The 19782-nt window shown below is 59.3% G+C and carries 18 protein-coding genes; 14 read left to right on the top strand and 4 right to left on the bottom strand.

The window, feature by feature from the left end:
- Window positions 1-281 precede the first annotated feature (281 nt).
- From arnB to JFT81_RS01960, 12 genes are all read left to right on the top strand, one after another.
- Entirely contained in the window at window positions 282-1430 is a 1149-nt protein-coding gene (gene arnB, locus JFT81_RS01905) for a UDP-4-amino-4-deoxy-L-arabinose aminotransferase (protein ID WP_201225881.1), read from the top strand.
- Complete coding sequence (arnC, locus tag JFT81_RS01910; RefSeq protein WP_201225882.1) at window positions 1427-2449, top strand: undecaprenyl-phosphate 4-deoxy-4-formamido-L-arabinose transferase; 1023 nt, start codon at window positions 1427-1429, stop codon at window positions 2447-2449. Before arnB ends, arnC begins: the two co-directional genes overlap by 4 nt.
- Window positions 2446-4437 carry a bifunctional UDP-4-amino-4-deoxy-L-arabinose formyltransferase/UDP-glucuronic acid oxidase ArnA gene (arnA, locus tag JFT81_RS01915; protein WP_201225883.1) on the top strand — a complete coding sequence of 664 codons (1992 nt, stop codon included), beginning with the start codon at window positions 2446-2448 and terminating at the stop codon, window positions 4435-4437. The genes arnC and arnA overlap by 4 nt, the downstream gene beginning before the upstream one ends.
- Entirely contained in the window at window positions 4437-5321 is an 885-nt protein-coding gene (gene arnD, locus JFT81_RS01920; protein WP_201225884.1) for a 4-deoxy-4-formamido-L-arabinose-phosphoundecaprenol deformylase, read from the top strand. Before arnA ends, arnD begins: the two co-directional genes overlap by 1 nt.
- Window positions 5318-6970 carry a lipid IV(A) 4-amino-4-deoxy-L-arabinosyltransferase gene (arnT, locus tag JFT81_RS01925; RefSeq protein ID WP_201225885.1) on the top strand — a complete coding sequence of 551 codons (1653 nt, stop codon included), beginning with the start codon at window positions 5318-5320 and terminating at the stop codon, window positions 6968-6970. Before arnD ends, arnT begins: the two co-directional genes overlap by 4 nt.
- Window positions 6967-7311: a 4-amino-4-deoxy-L-arabinose-phosphoundecaprenol flippase subunit ArnE gene (gene arnE, locus JFT81_RS01930; protein ID WP_201225886.1), complete on the top strand. Its 345-nt coding sequence runs from the start codon at window positions 6967-6969 to the stop codon at window positions 7309-7311. The genes arnT and arnE overlap by 4 nt, the downstream gene beginning before the upstream one ends.
- Window positions 7308-7712: a 4-amino-4-deoxy-L-arabinose-phosphoundecaprenol flippase subunit ArnF gene (arnF, locus tag JFT81_RS01935; RefSeq protein ID WP_201225887.1), complete on the top strand. Its 405-nt coding sequence runs from the start codon at window positions 7308-7310 to the stop codon at window positions 7710-7712. The genes arnE and arnF overlap by 4 nt, the downstream gene beginning before the upstream one ends.
- Window positions 7709-9088 (top strand): UDP-glucose/GDP-mannose dehydrogenase family protein, encoded by a 1380-nt coding sequence (locus JFT81_RS01940; RefSeq protein WP_201225888.1) that lies wholly within the window; start codon window positions 7709-7711, stop codon window positions 9086-9088. The genes arnF and JFT81_RS01940 overlap by 4 nt, the downstream gene beginning before the upstream one ends.
- On the top strand, window positions 9061-10683 hold the full coding sequence (locus JFT81_RS01945) for a glycosyltransferase (protein WP_201225889.1): 1623 nt from the start codon (window positions 9061-9063) through the stop codon (window positions 10681-10683). The genes JFT81_RS01940 and JFT81_RS01945 overlap by 28 nt, the downstream gene beginning before the upstream one ends.
- Window positions 10684-10800: 117 nt before the next feature.
- Complete coding sequence (locus JFT81_RS01950) at window positions 10801-11328, top strand: GNAT family N-acetyltransferase (RefSeq protein ID WP_201225890.1); 528 nt, start codon at window positions 10801-10803, stop codon at window positions 11326-11328.
- 175 nt (window positions 11329-11503) lie between these two features.
- On the top strand, window positions 11504-12682 hold the full coding sequence (locus tag JFT81_RS01955; protein WP_201225891.1) for an MFS transporter: 1179 nt from the start codon (window positions 11504-11506) through the stop codon (window positions 12680-12682).
- Between the two features lie 156 nt (window positions 12683-12838).
- Entirely contained in the window at window positions 12839-13525 is a 687-nt protein-coding gene (locus JFT81_RS01960; RefSeq protein ID WP_201225892.1) for an HPP family protein, read from the top strand.
- An 89-nt stretch (window positions 13526-13614) separates the two neighbouring features.
- Here the strand turns inward: JFT81_RS01960 and JFT81_RS01965 are convergent, their stop codons facing one another.
- Window positions 13615-13974 carry a hypothetical protein gene (locus JFT81_RS01965; protein WP_008082559.1) on the bottom strand — a complete coding sequence of 120 codons (360 nt, stop codon included), beginning with the start codon at window positions 13972-13974 and terminating at the stop codon, window positions 13615-13617.
- 88 nt (window positions 13975-14062) lie between these two features.
- Window positions 14063-14533: a hypothetical protein gene (locus tag JFT81_RS01970; protein WP_201225894.1), complete on the bottom strand. Its 471-nt coding sequence runs from the start codon at window positions 14531-14533 to the stop codon at window positions 14063-14065.
- A 740-nt stretch (window positions 14534-15273) separates the two neighbouring features.
- Between JFT81_RS01970 and JFT81_RS01980 the strand changes: the two genes are divergently transcribed.
- Window positions 15274-16380 (top strand): enoyl-CoA hydratase/isomerase family protein, encoded by a 1107-nt coding sequence (locus tag JFT81_RS01980; RefSeq protein ID WP_201225896.1) that lies wholly within the window; start codon window positions 15274-15276, stop codon window positions 16378-16380.
- A 3-nt stretch (window positions 16381-16383) separates the two neighbouring features.
- Window positions 16384-17535, top strand: a complete 1152-nt coding sequence (locus JFT81_RS01985; protein ID WP_201225897.1) for an acyl-CoA dehydrogenase family protein — start codon at window positions 16384-16386, stop codon at window positions 17533-17535.
- A gap of 187 nt (window positions 17536-17722) precedes the next feature.
- Here the strand turns inward: JFT81_RS01985 and JFT81_RS01990 are convergent, their stop codons facing one another.
- Window positions 17723-18496: an enoyl-CoA hydratase gene (locus JFT81_RS01990; RefSeq protein WP_201225898.1), complete on the bottom strand. Its 774-nt coding sequence runs from the start codon at window positions 18494-18496 to the stop codon at window positions 17723-17725.
- A 119-nt stretch (window positions 18497-18615) separates the two neighbouring features.
- Window positions 18616-19743, bottom strand: a complete 1128-nt coding sequence (locus tag JFT81_RS01995; protein ID WP_201225899.1) for an acyl-CoA dehydrogenase — start codon at window positions 19741-19743, stop codon at window positions 18616-18618.
- Window positions 19744-19782 lie beyond the last annotated feature (39 nt).

Raw genomic sequence — 19782 nt, forward strand, 5'->3', positions numbered from 1 at the left:
ATAAGCGGTAGAAGTCTGAACAGCGGCTGTATGAGTTTCAGATAAACGATTCGCCGACCGGTTTTTCATGTTCCTTTCACAAAAACGGGCATAACCTTAATTCCAACAGATTCCGTGTCGGCCCTGCCCAAACTGCCGCGCGAAGCCACAAAAGTCAACCAACCTCCGACGGTAAGTCTTCTCAGCAACTTATTGATGCACGGCTGTTTTTTGCGTCTACGCTGAAACTGGATCCTGTTTAAAGAGTTGGTTTTCTTCTGATTGTTTGTGATGAGGTGTCCATGAGTCAGGCGTTTCTCCCCTTCTCTCGCCCCAGTATCGGCGATGAAGAAATTGCAGCCGTAGAACAAGTACTGCGTTCCGGCTGGATCACCACCGGGCCAAAAAACCAGGCACTCGAAGAACAATTCGCGCAGTACGTTGGCTGCCGGCATGCCGTGGCACTTTCTTCGGCCACCGGTGGCATGCACATCGCCCTGTTGGCATTGGGCATTGGTCCGGGCGATGAAGTCATTACTCCTTCGCAAACCTGGGTTTCGACCGCCAACATGATCTCGCTGCTCGGCGCCAAACCGGTGTTTGTCGACGTCGACCGCGACACCCTGATGACCGACGCCGGGCGCATCGAAGCCGCGATCACCCCGCGCACAAAAGCGATCATCCCGGTGCATTACGCCGGTGCCGCGTTTGATCTCGACCCGCTGTATGCGCTGGCCGACAAGCACGGCATCGCGGTGATCGAAGACGCCGCCCACGCCGCCGGCACCCGTTACAAGGGTCGCCACGTCGGATCGCAGGGCACGGCAATCTTTTCCTTTCACGCGATCAAGAACATGACCTGTGCCGAAGGCGCGATGTTCGTCACCGACGACGAAGCCCTGGCCAGTCGCGTGCGCATGCTCAAGTTCCATGGCCTGGGCGTTGACGCCTACGATCGCCTGACCGGTGGCCGCAAGCCGCAGGCACAGGTAATGGAGCCCGGTTTCAAATACAACCTCGCCGACATCAACGCCGCGATCGCACTGGTGCAACTGGAACGTCTGGAGGCGATCAACGCCCGCCGCACTGAACTGGCCAGCGCCTACCGGCAAAAACTCGAAGGCCTGCCGGTACAACCGCTGGCTGTGCCGGACTACGCGCAACAGCACGCCTGGCACCTGTTCATCCTGCGCATCGACAGCGAGCGCTGCGGCATGGACCGCGAAGCCTTCATGAAAGGCTTGCAGGACCAAGGCATCGGCACCGGTATCCATTTCATCGCCACCCACCTGCACACCTGGTACCGCCAGCGTGATCCCGACCTGTATCTGCCCAACACCGAATGGAACTCGGCGCGGCTGTGCTCGATTCCGTTGTTCCCCGACATGACCGATCAAGACCTTGATCGCGTGGTCGGGGCCATCGCCAACCTTATGGACAAACGCCCGTGAAACCTTACCCAATCCGCTGCGTGTCGATCGTCATCCCGGTCTACAACGAACAGGACAGTCTGCCGGAACTGCTGCGCCGCACCGAAGCGGCGTGCCGGATGCTGCGTCACGACTTCGAGATCGTCCTGGTCGATGACGGCAGCCGTGATGAGTCCGCCAACCTGCTGGAGGAAGCCGCCAGCCGTGAAGACAGCCCGTTCGTGGCGGTCATCCTCAACCGCAACTACGGTCAGCACGCGGCAATCATGGCCGGTTTCGAGCAGTGCAAGGGCGACGTGGTGATCACCCTCGACGCCGACCTGCAAAACCCGCCGGAAGAAATCCCGCGGCTGGTCGCTGAAGCCGAAAAGGGCTACGACGTCGTCGGCACCGTGCGCGGCAACCGTCAGGATTCAGCGCTGCGTCGCTATCCGTCGAAACTGATCAACCTCGCGGTGCAGCGCTCTACCGGCGTCGCCATGAGCGACTACGGCTGCATGCTCCGCGCCTATCGCCGCACCATCATCGACGCGATGCTTGCTTGCCGCGAACGCAGCACATTCATCCCGATTCTGGCCAACAGCTTCGCCCGCCATACCACCGAAATCGTCGTGACCCACGCCGAGCGTGAACACGGTGATTCGAAATACAGCCCGATGCGTTTGATCAACCTGATGTTCGACTTGATCACCTGCATGACCACCACGCCGCTGCGTCTGTTGAGCATCGTCGGTTTCACCATGGCCGGGCTCGGTCTGTTGTTTGCCTTTGCGCTGATCGTCATGCGCCTGGCCTTTGGTTCCGGCTGGGCCGGTGATGGCATGTTCGTGCTGTTCGCCGTGCTGTTCGTGTTCACCGGCGGCCAGTTCATCGGCATGGGCCTGCTCGGCGAATACCTGGGACGCATGTACAGCGATGTGCGCGCCCGCCCGCGTTTCTTCATTGAAAAAGTGCTGCGCAGCCACGCCGTTACCCCGGCGCCTGCCGTCACTGTTGATGGTCTCTCCTCTTCCTCTACTTCCGGTCAGGTTCACTCATGAGTGCAAAAACTGTTGTCTTCGCTTACCACGATATTGGCTGCGCCGGCATTGAAGCCCTGCTCGACAGCGGCTATGACATTGCAGCCGTGTTCACTCACGCGGATGACCCGAAAGAAAACGCTTTCTACGCCTCTGTGGCACAACTGTGTGCCAACAAGGGCATCCCCGTGCACGCGCCGGAAGACGCCAACCACCCACTGTGGATCGAGCGCATCGCCAAACTCGACCCTGATTACATTTTCTCGTTCTACTACCGCAACCTGCTGAGCGAGCCACTGCTGGCACTGGCCAAAAAAGGCGCGTTCAACCTGCACGGCTCGCTGCTGCCACGCTACCGTGGCCGCGCCCCGGCCAATTGGGTGCTGGTCAACGGTGAAACCGAAACGGGTGTCACCCTGCACCGCATGGTCAAGCGCGCCGACGCTGGCGGCATCGTTGCCCAGCAACGTGTTGCCATCGAGCGCAGCGACACCGGTTTGACCCTGCACGCCAAGCTGCGCACCGCCGCCGCCGACCTGCTGCGCGACACGTTGCCCGCCATGCTCCAGGGCAAGATCAGCGAAACCGCACAGGACGAATCGAAAGCCACGGTCTTTGGCCGTCGCTCAGCGGCAGACGGCAAGTTGGTCTGGGCCAAACCGGCCGAAGAACTGTTCAACCTGGTGCGCGCCGTGACGCGTCCTTACCCTGGCGCCTTCTGCGCCGTGGGCGAGCACAAGTTGATCGTCTGGAGCGCCGAAGTCGTTAAAGGCAACGACGGTCAGGCGCCGGGCCGCGTGATCAGTGTCGATCCGCTGCGCATCGCCTGCGGGCAAGACTCGCTGGTGATCAACGCCGGTCAGCGCAACGATAACGGTCTGTACCTCAGTGGCCCGCAACTGGCCAGCGAACTGGGCCTGGTTGACGGCTCGCTGCTGCGCGGCGCCGAGTCCGGTCGTGCGCCACGTCGCACTCGCGTGCTGATCCTCGGCGTCAACGGCTTCATCGGCAACCACCTGTCCGAGCGCCTGCTGCGTGACGACCGCTACGAAGTCTACGGTCTGGACATTGGTTGCGATGCGATCGAGCGTCTGCGCAGCCACCCGAACTTCCACTTCGTCGAAGGCGACATCAGCATTCACTCGGAGTGGATCGAGTACCACATCAAGAAGTGCGACGTGGTGCTGCCGCTGGTGGCCATCGCCACGCCAATCGAATACACCCGCAACCCGCTGCGCGTATTCGAACTCGACTTCGAGGAAAACCTCAAGCTGGTGCGCTACTGCGTCAAATACAACAAGCGCGTGATCTTCCCGTCGACCTCGGAAGTCTATGGCATGTGCCAGGACAAAAACTTCGACGAAGACAGCTCGAACCTGATCGTTGGCCCGATCAACAAACAGCGCTGGATCTACTCGGTGTCCAAGCAACTGCTCGACCGCGTGATCTGGGCGTACGGCGCCAAGGGCCTGAACTTCACCCTGTTCCGTCCCTTCAACTGGATGGGCCCGCGTCTGGACCGTCTGGACTCGGCGCGTATCGGCAGCTCCCGCGCGATCACACAGTTGATCCTCAACCTGGTGGAAGGCACGCCGATTCGTCTGTTCGACGGTGGCGAGCAGAAGCGTTGCTTCACTGACATCGCTGACGGCGTTGAAGCACTGGCGCGCATCATCGACAACGACAACGACGTCTGCAACGGCCAGATCATCAACATCGGCAACCCGGACAACGAAGCCAGCATCCGTCAGCTGGGCGAAGAGCTGCTGCGTCAGTTCGAAGCTCACCCGTTGCGCAGCAACTTCCCGCCGTTCGCCGGTTTCCGCGACGTCGAGAGCAAGGCGTTCTACGGTGCCGGCTATCAGGATGTCGAGCATCGCAAACCAAGCATTGCCAACGCCAAGCGCCTGCTCGACTGGACGCCGACCGTGGAAATGCGCGAGACCATCGGCAACACGCTCGACTTCTTCCTGCGTGAAGCCATGCTCGAAATCGCGGACAAGCGTTGATGCAGGCCGGTCTACGCATTGACGTCGACACCTTTCGCGGCACCCGTGAAGGTGTGCCGCGTTTGCTGGAAATGCTCGACGAGGCGCAGATCAAGGCAACGTTTTTCTTCAGTGTCGGCCCGGACAACATGGGCCGGCATCTGTGGCGCCTGATCCGCCCGCAGTTTCTCTGGAAAATGCTCCGCTCCAATGCTGCCGGCCTGTATGGCTGGGATATTTTGCTGGCCGGCACGGCGTGGCCGGGCAAACCGATTGGCCGCGAACTCGGGCACCTGATGCGTCAGGCCCGCGACGCCGGTCATGAGGTTGGCCTGCACGCCTGGGATCACCACGGCTGGCAGGCCAATGCCGGGCGCTGGAGCGAAGCGCAACTGGTCGAGCAGATCCGTCAGGGCGTCGACACCTTGAGCGACATTCTTGGCGAGAAAATCACCTGTTCGGCCGCTGCTGGCTGGCGTGCCGACGAGCGCGTGATCGAGGCTAAACAAGCGTTCGGCTTTCGCTACAACAGCGATTGCCGAGGCTCGCGCCTCTTCCGCCCGTTGTTGGCTGACGGTACGCCGGGCACGCCGCAGATTCCCGTCGACCTGCCGACCTTCGACGAAGTCGTCGGCCCCACCGTCGCGGCGCCGGATTTCAACGCCTTTATCCTCGACCGGTTTCGCCCGGAAAAACTCAACGTCTACACCATCCACGCCGAAGTAGAAGGGATTCTGATGGCTCAGGATTTTCGCCAATTACTGGCCGATGCACGCCAGCGCAACATTGAGTTCACCCCGCTGGGTGAATTGCTGCCCGAGTTCTTCAACACCTTGCCCGTAGGTCGCGTACAACGCGGCGCTCTCGATGGCCGCGAAGGCTGGCTGGGAGTGCAAGGCGCATGACTAAGCGCTGGACATTGCCGCTGCTGTTGTTGGGCATCTGTCTGCTGGCTTACTGGCTGCCGCTGGGTAGCCATGGCCTGTGGATTCCCGACGAAACCCGTTACGCACAGATCAGCCAGGACATGCTGCTGAGCGGCAACTGGGTGTCGCCGCATTTCATGAGCCTGCGTTATTTCGAGAAGCCGATTGCCGGCTACTGGATGATCGCGCTGGGCCAGCAATTGTTTGGGCAGAACCTGTTCGGCGTGCGTTTCGCTTCGGCACTGAGCACGGGGCTGAGCGTGTTGCTGTGCTACCTGATCGCCCGGCGCTTGTGGCAAGACCCACGCAAAAGCTTCGTCTGCGCCCTGCTCTACATGAGTTTCACGATTGTTGCCGGTCAGGCCGGCTACGCCAACCTCGATCCGCAATTCACCTTCTGGGTCAATCTCAGTCTGGTGGCGCTGTGGTTTGCCGTCGACAGCCAGACCAGCGGCAAACGCATGGCTGGCTGGGCGGTGCTCGGGCTGGCGTGCGGCATGGGTTTCATGACCAAGGGGTTTCTCGCCTGGCTGCTGCCGGTGCTGATCGCCTTGCCGTGGATGCTCTGGCAAAAACGCTGGCGTGAGCTGCTGATGTACGGCCCGGTCGCTATTGCCGTGGCGATCGTCATCAGCCTGCCGTGGGTGTTGTCAGTGCACGCGCAGGAACCTGACTATTGGCGGTTCTTCTTCTGGCATGAGCACATTCGCCGCTTTGCCGGTGATGATGCCCAGCACGATGCGCCGTGGTGGTTCTACTTGCCGCTGCTGGTGGCTTTCAGCCTGCCGTGGGTCGGTTTGATGCCGACCGCGTTCAAACAGGCGTGGCAGACCCGCGCCCAGCCCAAAGTGGTATTTGTGTTGCTGTGGCTGCTGATGCCGCTGCTGTTTTTCAGCCTGAGCAACGGCAAGCTGCCGACCTACATCCTGCCCTGCCTGCTGCCGATGTCGCTGTTGCTGGGCAGTGCCCTCGCCGACCGTTTGCGTCTGGAGCAAGGTCGTGCGCTGAGCGTCAATGGCCTGCTCAATCTGTTGCTGGGCGTGGTCACGCTGATTGCGCTGGTGTACCTGCAATTGACCAAACCGGTATACGACCACGAACTGCACAGCATGGTGCTGGTGTTCATTGCCCTGATCGGGTGGATCATCGCCAACCTGCTGCAAGCCTTCCTGCCGCTGCAATGCTGGGCGGCACCGGCCTTCGGCAGTCTGTTGCTGATTGCCGTGCTGCCGGCGGCACTGCCCAAATCGGTGGTCGCCAACAAGATGCCGGATCAGTTCATCAAGCATCACGTCAGCGAACTGGCGCAAACCACGCACCTGCTGAGCAACGATCTGGGCGCGGCGGCGGCGTTGTCCTGGCGCCTGCATCGCCCGCAAGTCGCGTTATACAACACGATAGGCGAATTGAAATATGGCCTTGCCTATCCTGACGGCATTCAACAGCGGGTCGATCCCGATCAAGTGCAACAGTGGATGCGCGAGGCGCGCCGCAGCGGTTCGGTCGGCGTGGTGATGCGCGTCAAGGGGCAAGACGAACTGGACGAAATCGACAGACTGCCAAAGGACGGCATCCGTTACGAACAGGGCAACCTGGTGATCATGATTTTGCCCAAGGTGGCGTCATGAGCCTGTTGCTGCTGTTGGCCGCGTGCCTGCTGACGTGCCTGGGTCAGGTCGCTCAAAAATACGCCGTGGAGAGTTGGCGCGGTGTTGACTCTTCATGGGCCGACAAACTGCGTTCGCCATGGTTGTGGGTGGCGCTGGTCGCCCTCGGCTGCGGCTTGCTGGTGTGGTTGCTGGTCCTGCAGCGCCTGGAAGTCGGCATCGCCTACCCGATGCTCAGCCTCAACTTTGTGCTGATCACCCTGATTGCGCGTTTCGTCTTCCGTGAACCCGTCGACCGCCAGCATTGGCTGGGTGTCGCGTTGGTGATCGGCGGTGTGGTTCTGCTGGGGCAACAGTCATGAACCCGCGTCGCGGCATCACGTTCGCCCTGGGCAGCGTTTTCCTCGTCAGCGCGGCGCAACTGGGCATGCGCTGGAGCATGACGCGCCTGCCCGTGCCGGACCAATGGCTGCTCGTCGACAGCATCGACTGGCGTGCGCTGGCCGTTGTCGTCGCGGCCATTATTGCCTACGCCCTGTCGATGCTCTGCTGGCTCGCGGCCCTGCGCGATCTGCCGCTGGGCCGCGCATATTCGCTGCTGAGCATCAGCTATGCGCTGGTGTACCTGCTGGCGGCCAGTCTGCCGCTGTTCAACGAATCCTTCAGTTTCACTAAATCACTCGGCGTGGCGCTGGTCATGCTCGGGGTCATCACCATCAACACTCGTCCGGCTCGTGCGCCCGAATTCAGGAGTGCTCCATGAAAATCACAGTATTTGGCAGCGGTTACGTCGGTCTGGTGCAAGCGGCTGTGTTGGCCGAGGTCGGCCATGATGTCGTCTGCATGGACGTCGACCAGAAGAAGGTCGATCTGTTGCGTCAGGGTCACGTCAGCATCTTCGAACCGGGGCTGTCCAGCCTGGTGCGCGAAGGGCTGGATTCGAAACGCCTGCACTTCACCACTGATGAGAAACTCGCCGTGCAGCACGGTCGGGTGGCGTTCATTGCAGTCGGCACACCGTCGCGTGAAGACGGTTCGGCCGATCTGCGTTACGTGCTCTCGGTCGGCGACGCCATCGCTCGTCATCGCGAACAGCCGCTGATTCTGGTGGAAAAATCCACGGTACCGGTGGGCACCGGTGACTCCCTGCGTGCGCACATCGAAAAAGCCCTGATCAAGGTCGGCCGGTTGCTGCAATTCGATATCGTCTCCAACCCGGAGTTTCTCAAGGAAGGCTCGGCGGTTGCCGATTGCCGCCGTCCGGATCGCATCGTCATTGGCTGCGAGGGCGATGAAGTGCGCGACGTCATGCGCGACCTGTACTCGCCGTTCAACCGCAACCACGACCGCATCATGTTCATGGACCTGCGCAGCGCCGAGCTGACCAAATACGCCGCCAACTGCATGCTGGCGACCAAAATCAGCTTCATCAACCAGATCGCCGAGCTCGCCGAGCACCTCGGCGCCGACATCGAATCGGTGCGCCAGGGCATCGGCGCCGACACGCGCATCGGTTACCACTTCATCTATCCAGGCTGCGGTTATGGCGGTTCGTGCTTCCCCAAAGACATGCGCGCGCTGATCCACAGCGCTGAAGAGGTGCATTGCTCCAGCGATTTGCTGCAAGCGGTCGAGGCGATCAACCAGCGGCAGAAACACAAGCTGTTCGAGCGTATCAACGCGTTCTACAAAGGCGATTTGCGCGGCAAGACCTTTGCCTTGTGGGGCCTGGCGTTCAAGCCCAACACCGATGACATGCGCGACGCGCCGAGCCGGGTGCTGCTGGAGGAATTGTGGGCGGCCGGCGCCAGCGTGCGTGCGTTCGACCCGGAAGCCATGCAGGAAACCCAGAATCTCTACCCGGACGAATCGAAACTGATGCTGATGGGCACCCCCGAATCGGTGTTGCCCGGTGCTGACGCCTTGATCATTTGCACTGAATGGCAACAGTTCAAAGCGCCTGATTTCGACTTGATCAAACAGCGCCTCAACACCCCGGTGATCTTCGACGGGCGTAACCTCTATGACGCCGAGCGCCTGGAACGCAACGGTTTCCATTACTTCCCTATGGGCCGTGGCGAATCGCGCAAACTGCCGATTACGCTGCAACAATGGCCGCACGCGTCCGACGTCGCTTGATCACGTTATCGCCTGACATTCGCCGGCAGTCCCTGATCGCAGGGCTGCTGGCGTTTTTATTGTTCATGGCCGGGGTCTACGGGCAGGCCCCTATCGGTTTCGATTCACGCTTTGTGCTGTTCGCGCAGGAAATGCTGCGCCACGGGCCAACGGTGTTTCCGAGCACTTATGGACAGCCGTATGCCGATTACTCGGCGTTGTCGACGTTGTTTATCTGGCTGCTGTCATTGCCGTTCGGGGCCGTCAATGCGTTCACTGCATGGGCACCGAGCGCCATCGCCGGCGCGCTGATCGTGACGTTGATGTATCGGCTGTTGGCACCGTATTCGCGGCGCTGGGCGCTGATCAGCATCGCGCTGTTGCTGCTCACCAGCACATTCCTCACCGAAGTTCGCGCGGTGTCGCAGGACTTGATGCTCGCAGCGGTCGCATTCGCGGTGTTCTATCTGGGCTATGCCCACGATCACTTTGCGGGCGGACGCCGTGGGTGGTTGATCTTCGTGCTGCTGTTACTCGGTTTCGGCATTCGCGGCCCCATTGGTCTGGTGGTGCCGACCGGCATGCTGTGCAGTTATTACTTGCTCAATCGACAGTGGCCGCGATTGCTGGTGTTTGGCGTGCTGGCGTCGGTGTTACTCGCGGCATGCGTCGGGCTGTTGTTGTGGCTGGCGCAACTGAGCGGTGGCCCGGCATTCATGCAGGACGTGATTCGCATGCAGTTCATGGGGCGCATGGATGGCAGCGAAGGCGTCAGCGGCTCGCTGTATTACTTCACCAGTTCGCTGGGCAACTATGCGCTGGCGTATCCATTGGCTTTGCTGGCATTGGCAGCCGCGTGGTTGAGCAAACCGCATCAGCGGGAGCCGGCGTTGCGGCTTGTGCAGTATTGCGCGGCGGCGGGACTGATCGTGATGGTTGGCCTGTCGATTCCGCAGGCGAAGAAAGCGCGGTATTTGCTGCCGATGTTGCCCATGGCGGCGATCATTGCGGCGTATCCCTTTCAGGTTCTCCACGGTTGGGTGTTCCGTTGGCTGCGCGGTTTGATGTTGGCGGTGTGGCTGCTGACACCGGGGTTACTGCTGGTGGCTCTGCTGGTCGCGCGGCGTCGGTTCCCCGAGCAATTGACCGACATCACGCTGATTTTGCTGGTGCTCGGCGTGCTGCAACTGGCGGCGCTCTCGCGGTTGTTGATCCCGCGTTGGCGTGCCGAAGTGCTGGCGCTGTGTTCGGTGCTGACGTTATGGACGGTGTATGCGGCGGTGTTCGAACCTGTGGAACGGCGCCTCTATGACACGCAGACTTTCAGCCGCGCCGCCTTCGCGCAGGTTAGGCAAAACCCTGCGCCGCTGGTGCTGCACGGTATGGGCAAGGACGCGAAGGCGATCAAGTTCATGGTCAACATCGAGCAGGATCTGCAACCGCAGTTCACCGACTCGGTGCAGCAACTGGAAGCCCTCAAGGGCCCGACGTGGCTGATGATGGATCGCAACGACTTCCAGGCCTTGAAAGGTACGCCACTGGAAACCCTGCAACCGCTGGTGAGCGGCCGTTTCGATAAAAACGACTACGTATTGCTGTACGTGAAACCCTTGTAGCAGCTGTCGCAGGCTGCGATCCTTTGGCTTTTGATCGTTCCCACGCTCTGCATGGGAATGCAGCCGGGGACGCTCCACGTCCCGAAATCAAGAGATCGCAGCCTGCGGCACTCCTAAATGAAAATGCTCATTCGTCTTGCACGTTCCGCTGACGCGGCCGCCCTTCCCGCTATCGAGCGCTCGGCCGCCGAGTTGTTTCGTATCGATCCCACCCTTGCCTGGCTTGCCGATACCGACGTGGCGGACGCCGCGCAACATCGACACGCCATCGAGCATGCTCACGTATGGGTTGCCGAAAGCGCCACCGTGCAACTCGCCGGGTTTGTTCGCGCGCTGACCATCGGCAAGCAATTGCACATTGAAGAACTCTCCGTCAGCCGTTCCTTTCAGGGCCAGGGGGCGGGCCGTCAATTGATCTCGGCAACGATTGCCTATGCACGCCGGCAACGCCTGCGAGCAGTGACGCTGACCACGTTTCGCGATGTGCCGTGGAATGCACCTTTCTATGAGCGGATGGGCTTCGTGGTGGTCGAGCCGGATGCCAGCGAAGCGTATTTGATCGATGCCTTGCAAAAGGAAGTCGAGCACGGCTTCCCCGCCGAACGCCGCTGCGCGATGCGCCTGCCCCTGAGCCATCCCCGGTAGGAGTTGCCGAAGGCTGCGATCTTTTGATTTTGCTTTTAAAGACAAGATCAAAAGATCGCAGCCTGCGGCAGCCCCTACAGGATAGGGGGGAATTATTGGGTTTGACCGGCGGCGTGTGCGCGGCGAGGATGGCGTACGCCCGCACAGCATTTGAAATAAGGACATTGACCTCTTCGTGGCCACTTACTCCCGCCTGATCCGCCGACTGATGGTCACCTCGCTGACCGTCGTCGTCAGCCGTGCCCTGATCAGTCCGCTGCTGACCCTGTTCCTCAGCAACAAACTCGGCCTCAACCCACAGGATGTCGGCTTGCTGCTGGGCATCGCGGTGTTCAGTGCCACGCTGCTGTCGCTATATGGTGGCTACATCATTGATCGGCTCGACAAGCGTCAGTTGCTGATCGTTACCATGCTGTCGAGCGGTGTTGGCCTGACGCTGCTGACCTTTGCGCAGAACCTGTATCTGGTCACGCTGGTGTTGATCATCAGCGAAACCGCGTCGGCGCTGTTCCTGATCTGCTCCAAGGCAATGCTCAGTGAAAACCTCCCGGTGGGCCAACGGGTCAAGGCGTTTTCCCTGAACTACACGCTCACTAACATCGGTTACGCGATTGGCCCGATGATCGGCGTGGTGATTGCCGGCATCGAGCCTTCCGCGCCCTTCATCGTCGCTGGAGCCATCGCCATTGGCAGTATTTTCCTGCTGCTCGGCGCCGGCAAAGACGCCAATTCGAACGCACCGGTTGGCCAGCCACAAAGCTTTCTGAAAACGCTGATCATCCTGAAGAACGACCGCACGATGATCCTGTTCACCCTCGGCTGCCTGCTCAGCACCCTGGTTCACGGGCGTTTCACCCTGTACTTGTCGCAATACCTGTTGGTCACCCACAGCCAGCAGCAAACGCTGGACACCATGGCCGCGCTGCTCGCCTGCAACGCGATCACGGTGATTTTGCTGCAATACCAGGTCGGCCGGTTGCTCAAGCGTGAACACTTGCGCCACTGGATTGCCGGTGGCACGGCACTGTTCATTGTCGGGCTGATCGGTTTCAGCCTTGCCGACAGCCTTGTGGGCTGGTGCGTGGCGATGTTCATCTTCACCTTGGGCGAGATGATCATTTACCCGGCAGACTTTCTGTTTGTCGACACGCTCGCCCCGGAAGAACTGCGCGGCAGCTACTACGGCGCGCAGAACCTGGCGGCACTCGGCGGCGCGGCGAGCCCGGTGATGTGCGGTTTTCTGTTGATGCACACGCCGGCCCCCAGCATGTTTTATGCGCTGAGCGTTTTGGCCGCATTAGGCGGTTATTTGTGTGTGGTCAGCGGACGTCGGGGCGCTTTAATTCAAAAGTAATGCACTAAAACTGCATTTATATGAATTTGTCAGCATCGAAATAGATCGGCAAACTGTGCGCGTTCCTCCCCCAATGTTGGAACACTTCGAGGGCTTTCCGGATTGCCGGACAAGTCCTTTTTTTTGCCCTGAATTTGCTGCAAGGATCGGATTCACATGCTCGCTCGCTGGTTGCCCGCCGCCATCAATACCCGCCCCTCCGAATGGAGCCGCGCCGCCATCGGCATGGCTTTGGGGACGCTGTTTAGCGTGTGGTTATGCGCTCAGGTGTTTGGCCATGAAGTGGCTTACCACCTGATCGGCCCGTTGGGTGCTTCGGCGGTGTTGCTGTTCGCCGTGTCGTCCGGCGCACTTGCCCAACCGTGGTCGATCATTGGCGGTTATCTGTGTGCTGGCGTCGTCGCGCTGCTGGTTGCACACGTGCTGGGACGAACCCTTGGCAGTGCCTGTCTGGCGGCGGGCATGGCGCTGGTTCTGATGTGCTGGTTGCGCTGCCTGCATCCTCCCGCTGGCGCGTTGGCGTTGACCTTGGTACTGGCAGATCCGGCAACCATCGCCATGGACTGGAAAGCCATGGAACCGGTGATGCTCGGTGCCGCGTGCCTGTTGCTCAGTGCTTTGGCCTACAACAATCTGACGCGCATTCGTTACCCGAAACGCCCTGCCGAACCGGCGCCATTGGTTGCTCCAGTGGACATCCAGGCAATCACCGCTGAAGACCTCAAGCTCGCGCTGGCCGACATGGAAGCCTTCATCGACATCACCCCCGAAGACCTCGAGCAACTGATTCACGCCAGCGAACTGCACGCCAAACGCCGCAGCATCACCACAGCCTTCACCTAACCCCTTATGTAGGAGCTGCCGCAGGCTGCGATCTTTTGATCTTCTTAAAGATGCACAATCGCATTCTTTGGCAGCGCCGATATAATCGCTTAGTCCGGCATAGACCGGATGATATCGGCCAAATCATCCTTAGTGATTTCATTTGCCTTTATTGCTTCAGCGACATCTTTCTTTGAGAGCGGGAAACGTTTAAAAATCTCCTTCAATGTATCTGCATCAACATTTGTCAGCCAGAGAGGATCAATTAAAGTGCCGCCATACTCAGGCTTCATAGGCACCTCATCACCCGCAATAACGCCCTGATGATTAAAATAAACCATATAACGACTGAATCCCTCGGGATAGCTTTGATCATAATAAAGCGTGGTACCTCGAGGCAGCACGTAATAATTTTCATCATCGCCGCGCCCGGCAATCATCAAAGGTTCTCTTGTCTTAACCATATCCATGCTTCGACTCCTTATCAAACCAGTAGAAATAACAAAAAATAGTGCACCAATATTGATCAATGTCACTGAGATCAAAAAAAGTGACAACCTACCTTTTGTAAATATTTTTCTTATCATTGCGTGCCTCAGTGTTGCCTTCGAGCATGGCCTGAAAATCTGCCGGCATGAATATTCCATCCCGAGGAGAGCTTTGAGTGTGCGTCGCTTGTCTTTCCACCCAAGAAAGCCCCCTCAGCTCTGCATACTGCTCGGGGTTTTGTATGATTGCCTTTCCTGAAACCTTAGCCCCGCTAATGGTCATGGTTGTACAGTTGTTCGTCGTTGGCTGATAACTCTCGGGCAAAAGATATCGAGTCGAAGTGGGAAACTTATTTCTCAATTCTTTTTTTCTCGCAATGACGCCATCGAAGTACGCATTCACCGCCTCGGCTTCTTTATTACCCAGATGATAAACAAAACCCGTTGTAGTCCTCCCGTAGCGGTTTTCGTTCGCTATGTACGCATTGAAAGATGTCCATACATTGAAGATACCCTCTCCTTCACTTTTGAAAGGCCCCATACCAGCCCATACCGCCCGAAGTCGTAGGTGATGTCTTTATTACCCACAACAACGCGCAAAGCAGCGTGACCGTAAGTATGGTCCTCTCCTTTTAACGTATAGGGGCCTCCGATTAGAATCTTTCCCTAACCCAAAGACATGCGGGGCGCCTGTTGTTATGGGATTGCTGCCGTGAATCGGACAGGAGTAGATATCTCCTACCAAAGCCACGGGCATTGAGTTAACAAAAATCGGGCTTGATCCAGTAGTGATATTCTCATCGTGACTGCCCGGATCTCCTAGTCGTGCGACTGGCTTTCCTGCCATCGTTTAGTCTCCTTCCAACATCACGAACTGTCGTGATGTTAGCTGATCTTCGATGGTTCCTGAACAAATCAAAACTATACGGGAACTGGCTTACACCATAAGAAGCCTTCTCCCACGCACCGCCGGTTGACTGACCTTTGCTCACTGCCTATCGATGTGATGGATGTGCGCGGCCGACAGATTCTGAAGCGGATTTGACGCAAGAGCTGTTAAATACGGCGAAGTTGCGACTTTTTTATCTTCAAAAAACACGATCAAAAGATTGCAGGCTGCGACAGCGCCTACATGAGCCCGCCTACATGTTCGACCAAGGTAAAAATGCAGACAGGCGCTGCACATATCCCCGTTGTACACGACAAATTTGCACTGTTACGATCCGGTAACGCTCGCGCGCGAGCTTCTCGAATAAAGACAATAAAAGCAGGGAGTTACTGATGACAGCTCAGGCTTCATCCCCGCGGACACAGTCCATGGATGCCACGCAAGACGACGTGCTGGCCGAGGTTCGCAACCACATCGGTCACCTCACTCTCAACCGCCCCGCCGGCCTCAATGCCATTACCCTCGACATGGTGCGCCTGCTGCAACAACAGCTCGACGCCTGGGCGACTGACGCCAATGTCCATGCAGTAGTGCTGCGCGGTGCTGGCGAAAAAGCCTTCTGCGCCGGCGGCGATATTCGATCGCTGTACGACAGTTTCAAAAGCGGCGACACGTTGCACGAAGATTTCTTTGTCGAGGAATACGCCCTCGACCTGACGATCCATCACTACCGCAAACCGGTGCTGGCGCTGATGGACGGTTTTGTCCTCGGCGGCGGCATGGGCCTGGTGCAAGGTGCCGATCTGCGCGTGGTCACCGAGAAGAGCCGACTGGCGATGCCGGAAGTGGCCATCGGTTATTTCCCGGACGTCGGCGGCAGTTATTTCCTCTCGCGCATTCCCGGTGAACTGGGGATTTATCTGGGCGTCAGCGGCGTACAGATTCGCGCGGCCGATGCGCTCTATTGCGGCCTCGCCGACTGGTATCTGGACAGCAGCAAACTGGCGACCCTCGACGAAAAACTGGATCAACTGGAATGGCAGGACATGCCGCTCAAGACTCTGCAAAACCTGCTGGCCAAACACGCCGTGCAAACCCTGCCCGATGCGCCACTCGAAGCCTTGCGCCCAGCCATTGATCATTTCTTCGCGCTGCCGGACGTGCCGAGCATGGTCGAGCAACTGCATGCAGTGAACGTTGCCGACAGCCACGAGTGGGCGACCAGCACGGCGGATCTGCTGCAAACCCGCTCGCCGCTGGCCATGGCCGTGACGCTGGAAATGCTCCGTCGCGGTCGGCATCTGAGCCTGGAAAACTGCTTCGCCCTCGAGCTGCATCTGGATCGTCAGTGGTTTGCACGCGGCGACCTCATCGAAGGCGTGCGCGCGCTGCTGATCGACAAAGACAAATCACCACGCTGGAACCCGCCGACCCTCGCTGCGCTGGACGCTGCGCATGTCGCGAGTTTCTTCCACGGTTTTGCTGAGAGCGGGAGCTGAGCCATGCACGATCTCGAACTGACTGAAGAACAAGTGATGATCCGCGACATGGCCCGGGATTTTGCCCGCGGCGAAATCGCGCCCCACGCGCAAGCCTGGGAAAAGGCTGGCTGGATCGACGACGCCCTGGTGGCGAAAATGGGCGAGTTGGGCCTGCTCGGCATGGTCGTGCCGGAAGAGTGGGGTGGCACTTACGTCGACTACGTGGCGTACGCCTTGGCGGTCGAAGAGATTTCTGCCGGCGACGGCGCGACCGGTGCGTTCATGAGCATTCACAACTCGGTCGGCTGCGGCCCGGTGCTCAACTATGGCAGCGAAGAGCAGAAACAAACCTGGCTGGCGGATCTGGCCAGCGGTAAAACCATCGGCTGCTTCTGCCTTACCGAGCCGCAGGCCGGTTCCGAAGCGCACAACCTGCGCACCCGCGCCGAGTTGCGTGACGGCCAGTGGGTCATCAACGGCGCCAAGCAATTTGTCAGCAACGGCAAACGAGCGAAACTGGCCATCGTGTTTGCGGTGACCGATCCAGATCTGGGCAAGAAAGGCATTTCGGCGTTTCTGGTACCGACCGACACGTCGGGGTTCATCGTCGACCGTACCGAACACAAGATGGGCATCCGCGCCTCCGATACCTGCGCGGTGACGCTGAACAACTGCAGCATTCCCGAGGCCAACCTGCTTGGTGAACGCGGTAAAGGCCTGGCGATTGCCCTGTCCAACCTTGAAGGCGGACGCATCGGCATCGCCGCTCAGGCTCTGGGCATTGCTCGGGCAGCGTTTGAAGCGGCGTTGGCGTATTCCAAGGATCGGGTGCAGTTCGACAAGCCGATCATCGAGCACCAGAGCATCGCTAATCTGCTTGCTGACATGCACATGCAACTGAACGCGGCGCGGCTGTTGATCCTGCATGCGGCACGGCTGCGCTCAGCGGGCAAACCGTGTTTGTCAGAGGCGTCGCAGGCCAAGTTGTTTGCGTCGGAAATGGCCGAGAAGGTCTGCTCGTCGGCGATTCAGATTCATGGCGGGTATGGGTATCTGGAAGATTACCCCGTCGAGAAGTACTACCGCGATGCGCGGATCACGCAGATTTATGAAGGCTCGAGCGAGATTCAGCGGATGGTGATTGCACGGGATTTGAAGAACTATCAGCTCTAAAAGCAAAAGATCGCAGCCTGCGGCAGCTCCTACACCAGAGTCTCTGTAGGAGCTGCCGCAGGCTGCGATCTTTTGATCTGGCCTCAAAAGCTTCGCGAGCAGGCTCGCTCCCACAGGGGATTTGCGTACAACGCAGAACCAATGTGGGAGCGAGCCTGCTCGCGAAGGCGTCAGCCGGGGCGACGCATTACTTACCCTTGAACGCCGGCGCACGCTTGGCCACAAACGCCGCCATCCCTTCCTTCTGATCCTGGGTGGCAAACGCCGCATGGAACACCCGGCGCTCGAAGCGCACGCCTTCAGTCAGATTGACTTCGAAGGCACGGTTGACGCTCTCCTTGATCATCATCGCAATCGGCAGCGATTTGCTGGCGATCACCGCCGCGACTTTCAGCGCTTCATCGAGCAATTCGTCACTCGGCACAATGCGCGCGACGATGCCGCAACGCTCGGCTTCCACCGCATCGATCATGCGTCCGCTCAGGCACATTTCCATGGCTTTGGCCTTGCCCACCGCACGGGTCAGGCGCTGCGTGCCGCCCATGCCCGGCAGCACGCCAAGGTTGATTTCCGGTTGGCCGAATTTGGCGTTGTCACCCGCCAGAATGAAGTCGCACATCAGCGCCAGTTCACAGCCACCGCCGAGGGCAAAACCGTTCACGGCGGCGATGATCGGCTTACGACGGTTGGCCACGCGGTCACTGTCGCTGAACAGGTCATCCATGTAGATCTGCGGGTAGCTCAGCTCGGCCATTTCCTTGATGTCGGCACCGGCGGCAAAAGCCTTTTTCGAACCGGTGAGGACGATGCAGCCGATGTTGGCGTCAGCTTCCAGTGCATCGAGCGCCTGGTTCACTTCGCTGACCAATTGCGCGTTCAGGGCGTTCAGCGCCTGCGGGCGGTTGAGGGTGATCAAGCCAACGCGGTCGTGGATTTCCAGCAGAATCGTTTCGTAGTTCATGCATAACTCCTCAATTCGCCCCCTGTAGGCGCTGCCGCAGGCTGCGATCTGTTGATCTTGTTTTAAAAAATCAAAGTCAAAAGATCGCAGCCTGCGGCAGCTCCTACAGGGGGTTGGGTTTATAGGTTGCGCGAGATGACCATGCGCTGAATGTCGCTGGTGCCTTCGTAGATCTGGCAGACGCGCACGTCGCGGTAGATGCGCTCCAGCGGGAAGTCGTTGAGGTAACCGTAACCACCGAGGGTTTGCAACGCCATTGAACAGACCTTCTCGGCCATCTCGGAAGCAAACAATTTTGCCATCGATGCTTCAACCAGCGCCGGTTGCCCACTGTCTCGCAGGGCCGCCGCGTAATGCACCATCTGCCGGGCAACGGCGATCTGGGTGGCCATGTCGGCGAGGCGGAACGCGACAGCCTGATGCTCAATGATCGGCTTGCCGAAGGTGTCACGCTCACGCGCGTAATCACGCGCCGCTTCGAACGCCGCGCGGGCCATGCCCACCGATTGCGAGGCGATGCCAACACGCCCGCCCTCAAGGTTGGCCAGAGCGATTTTGTAGCCTTCGCCCTCCTCCCCCAATCGATTGGCCACCGGGACTTTGACGTCCTCGAAAAGAATCTGGCAGGTGTCGGAAGCGTGCTGGCCGAGCTTGTCTTCGACACGTGCAACTTTGTAACCCGGCGAATCGGTCGGCACGATAAACGCGGAGATGCCGCGCTTGCCCGCACTCGGATCGGTGACGGCAAAGACGATGACGATCCCGGCGTTCTGCCCGGAAGTGATGAACTGTTTGCAGCCGTTCAGCACGTAGTGATCACCTTCGAGGCGCGCGCGGGTTTTCAGACTGCTGGCGTCGGAACCGGCCTGCGGTTCGGTGAGGGCGAAGGCACCGAGCATCGCACCGCTGGCCAGCGGTTTGAGGAAGCGTTCGCGCTGATCGTCGTTGCCGAATTTGAGGATTGGTACGCAGCCCACCGAGTTGTGCACGCTCATGATCGTCGAGCAGGCGCCATCGCCGGCAGCGATTTCTTCCAGGGCCATGGCGTAGGCCAGATAACCGGTGTCGCAACCGCCCCACTGCTCCGGCACGAGCATGCCGAAGAAGCCCAGTTCGGCCATTTCAGCGATGGCTTCCTTGGGGAAACGGTGCTCGCGATCCCACTCGGCGGCGAACGGCTTCAGCCGTTCCTCGGCGAACTGCCGGGCCATGTCGCGGATCTGGGTTTGATCTTCGTTGGGAATCATGGTGAATCCTTGGTTATCAAAGCCCTTGCAGGAGCAAGG

The sequence above is a fragment of the Pseudomonas sp. TH43 genome, assembly GCF_016650635.1.
In the GTDB taxonomy this organism is placed as follows: domain Bacteria; phylum Pseudomonadota; class Gammaproteobacteria; order Pseudomonadales; family Pseudomonadaceae; genus Aquipseudomonas.

Excerpts from the sequence above, each read along its gene's own strand:
- JFT81_RS01945 (WP_201225889.1), top strand. The coding sequence starts at position 9,061 with ATGGCCGCACGCGTCCGACGTCGCTTGATCACGTTATCGCCTGACATT.
- JFT81_RS01970 (WP_201225894.1), bottom strand. The coding sequence starts at position 14,533 with ATGGGGCCTTTCAAAAGTGAAGGAGAGGGTATCTTCAATGTATGGACA.
- JFT81_RS01995 (WP_201225899.1), bottom strand. The coding sequence starts at position 19,743 with ATGATTCCCAACGAAGATCAAACCCAGATCCGCGACATGGCCCGGCAG.
- arnF (WP_201225887.1), top strand. The coding sequence starts at position 7,308 with ATGAACCCGCGTCGCGGCATCACGTTCGCCCTGGGCAGCGTTTTCCTC.
- JFT81_RS01985 (WP_201225897.1), top strand. The coding sequence starts at position 16,384 with ATGCACGATCTCGAACTGACTGAAGAACAAGTGATGATCCGCGACATG.
- JFT81_RS01990 (WP_201225898.1), bottom strand. The coding sequence starts at position 18,496 with ATGAACTACGAAACGATTCTGCTGGAAATCCACGACCGCGTTGGCTTG.
- JFT81_RS01965 (WP_008082559.1), bottom strand. The coding sequence starts at position 13,974 with ATGGATATGGTTAAGACAAGAGAACCTTTGATGATTGCCGGGCGCGGC.
- JFT81_RS01950 (WP_201225890.1), top strand. The coding sequence starts at position 10,801 with ATGAAAATGCTCATTCGTCTTGCACGTTCCGCTGACGCGGCCGCCCTT.
- arnE (WP_201225886.1), top strand. The coding sequence starts at position 6,967 with ATGAGCCTGTTGCTGCTGTTGGCCGCGTGCCTGCTGACGTGCCTGGGT.
- arnD (WP_201225884.1), top strand. The coding sequence starts at position 4,437 with ATGCAGGCCGGTCTACGCATTGACGTCGACACCTTTCGCGGCACCCGT.
- JFT81_RS01960 (WP_201225892.1), top strand. The coding sequence starts at position 12,839 with ATGCTCGCTCGCTGGTTGCCCGCCGCCATCAATACCCGCCCCTCCGAA.
- JFT81_RS01940 (WP_201225888.1), top strand. The coding sequence starts at position 7,709 with ATGAAAATCACAGTATTTGGCAGCGGTTACGTCGGTCTGGTGCAAGCG.
- arnT (WP_201225885.1), top strand. The coding sequence starts at position 5,318 with ATGACTAAGCGCTGGACATTGCCGCTGCTGTTGTTGGGCATCTGTCTG.
- JFT81_RS01980 (WP_201225896.1), top strand. The coding sequence starts at position 15,274 with ATGACAGCTCAGGCTTCATCCCCGCGGACACAGTCCATGGATGCCACG.
- arnA (WP_201225883.1), top strand. The coding sequence starts at position 2,446 with ATGAGTGCAAAAACTGTTGTCTTCGCTTACCACGATATTGGCTGCGCC.
- arnB (WP_201225881.1), top strand. The coding sequence starts at position 282 with ATGAGTCAGGCGTTTCTCCCCTTCTCTCGCCCCAGTATCGGCGATGAA.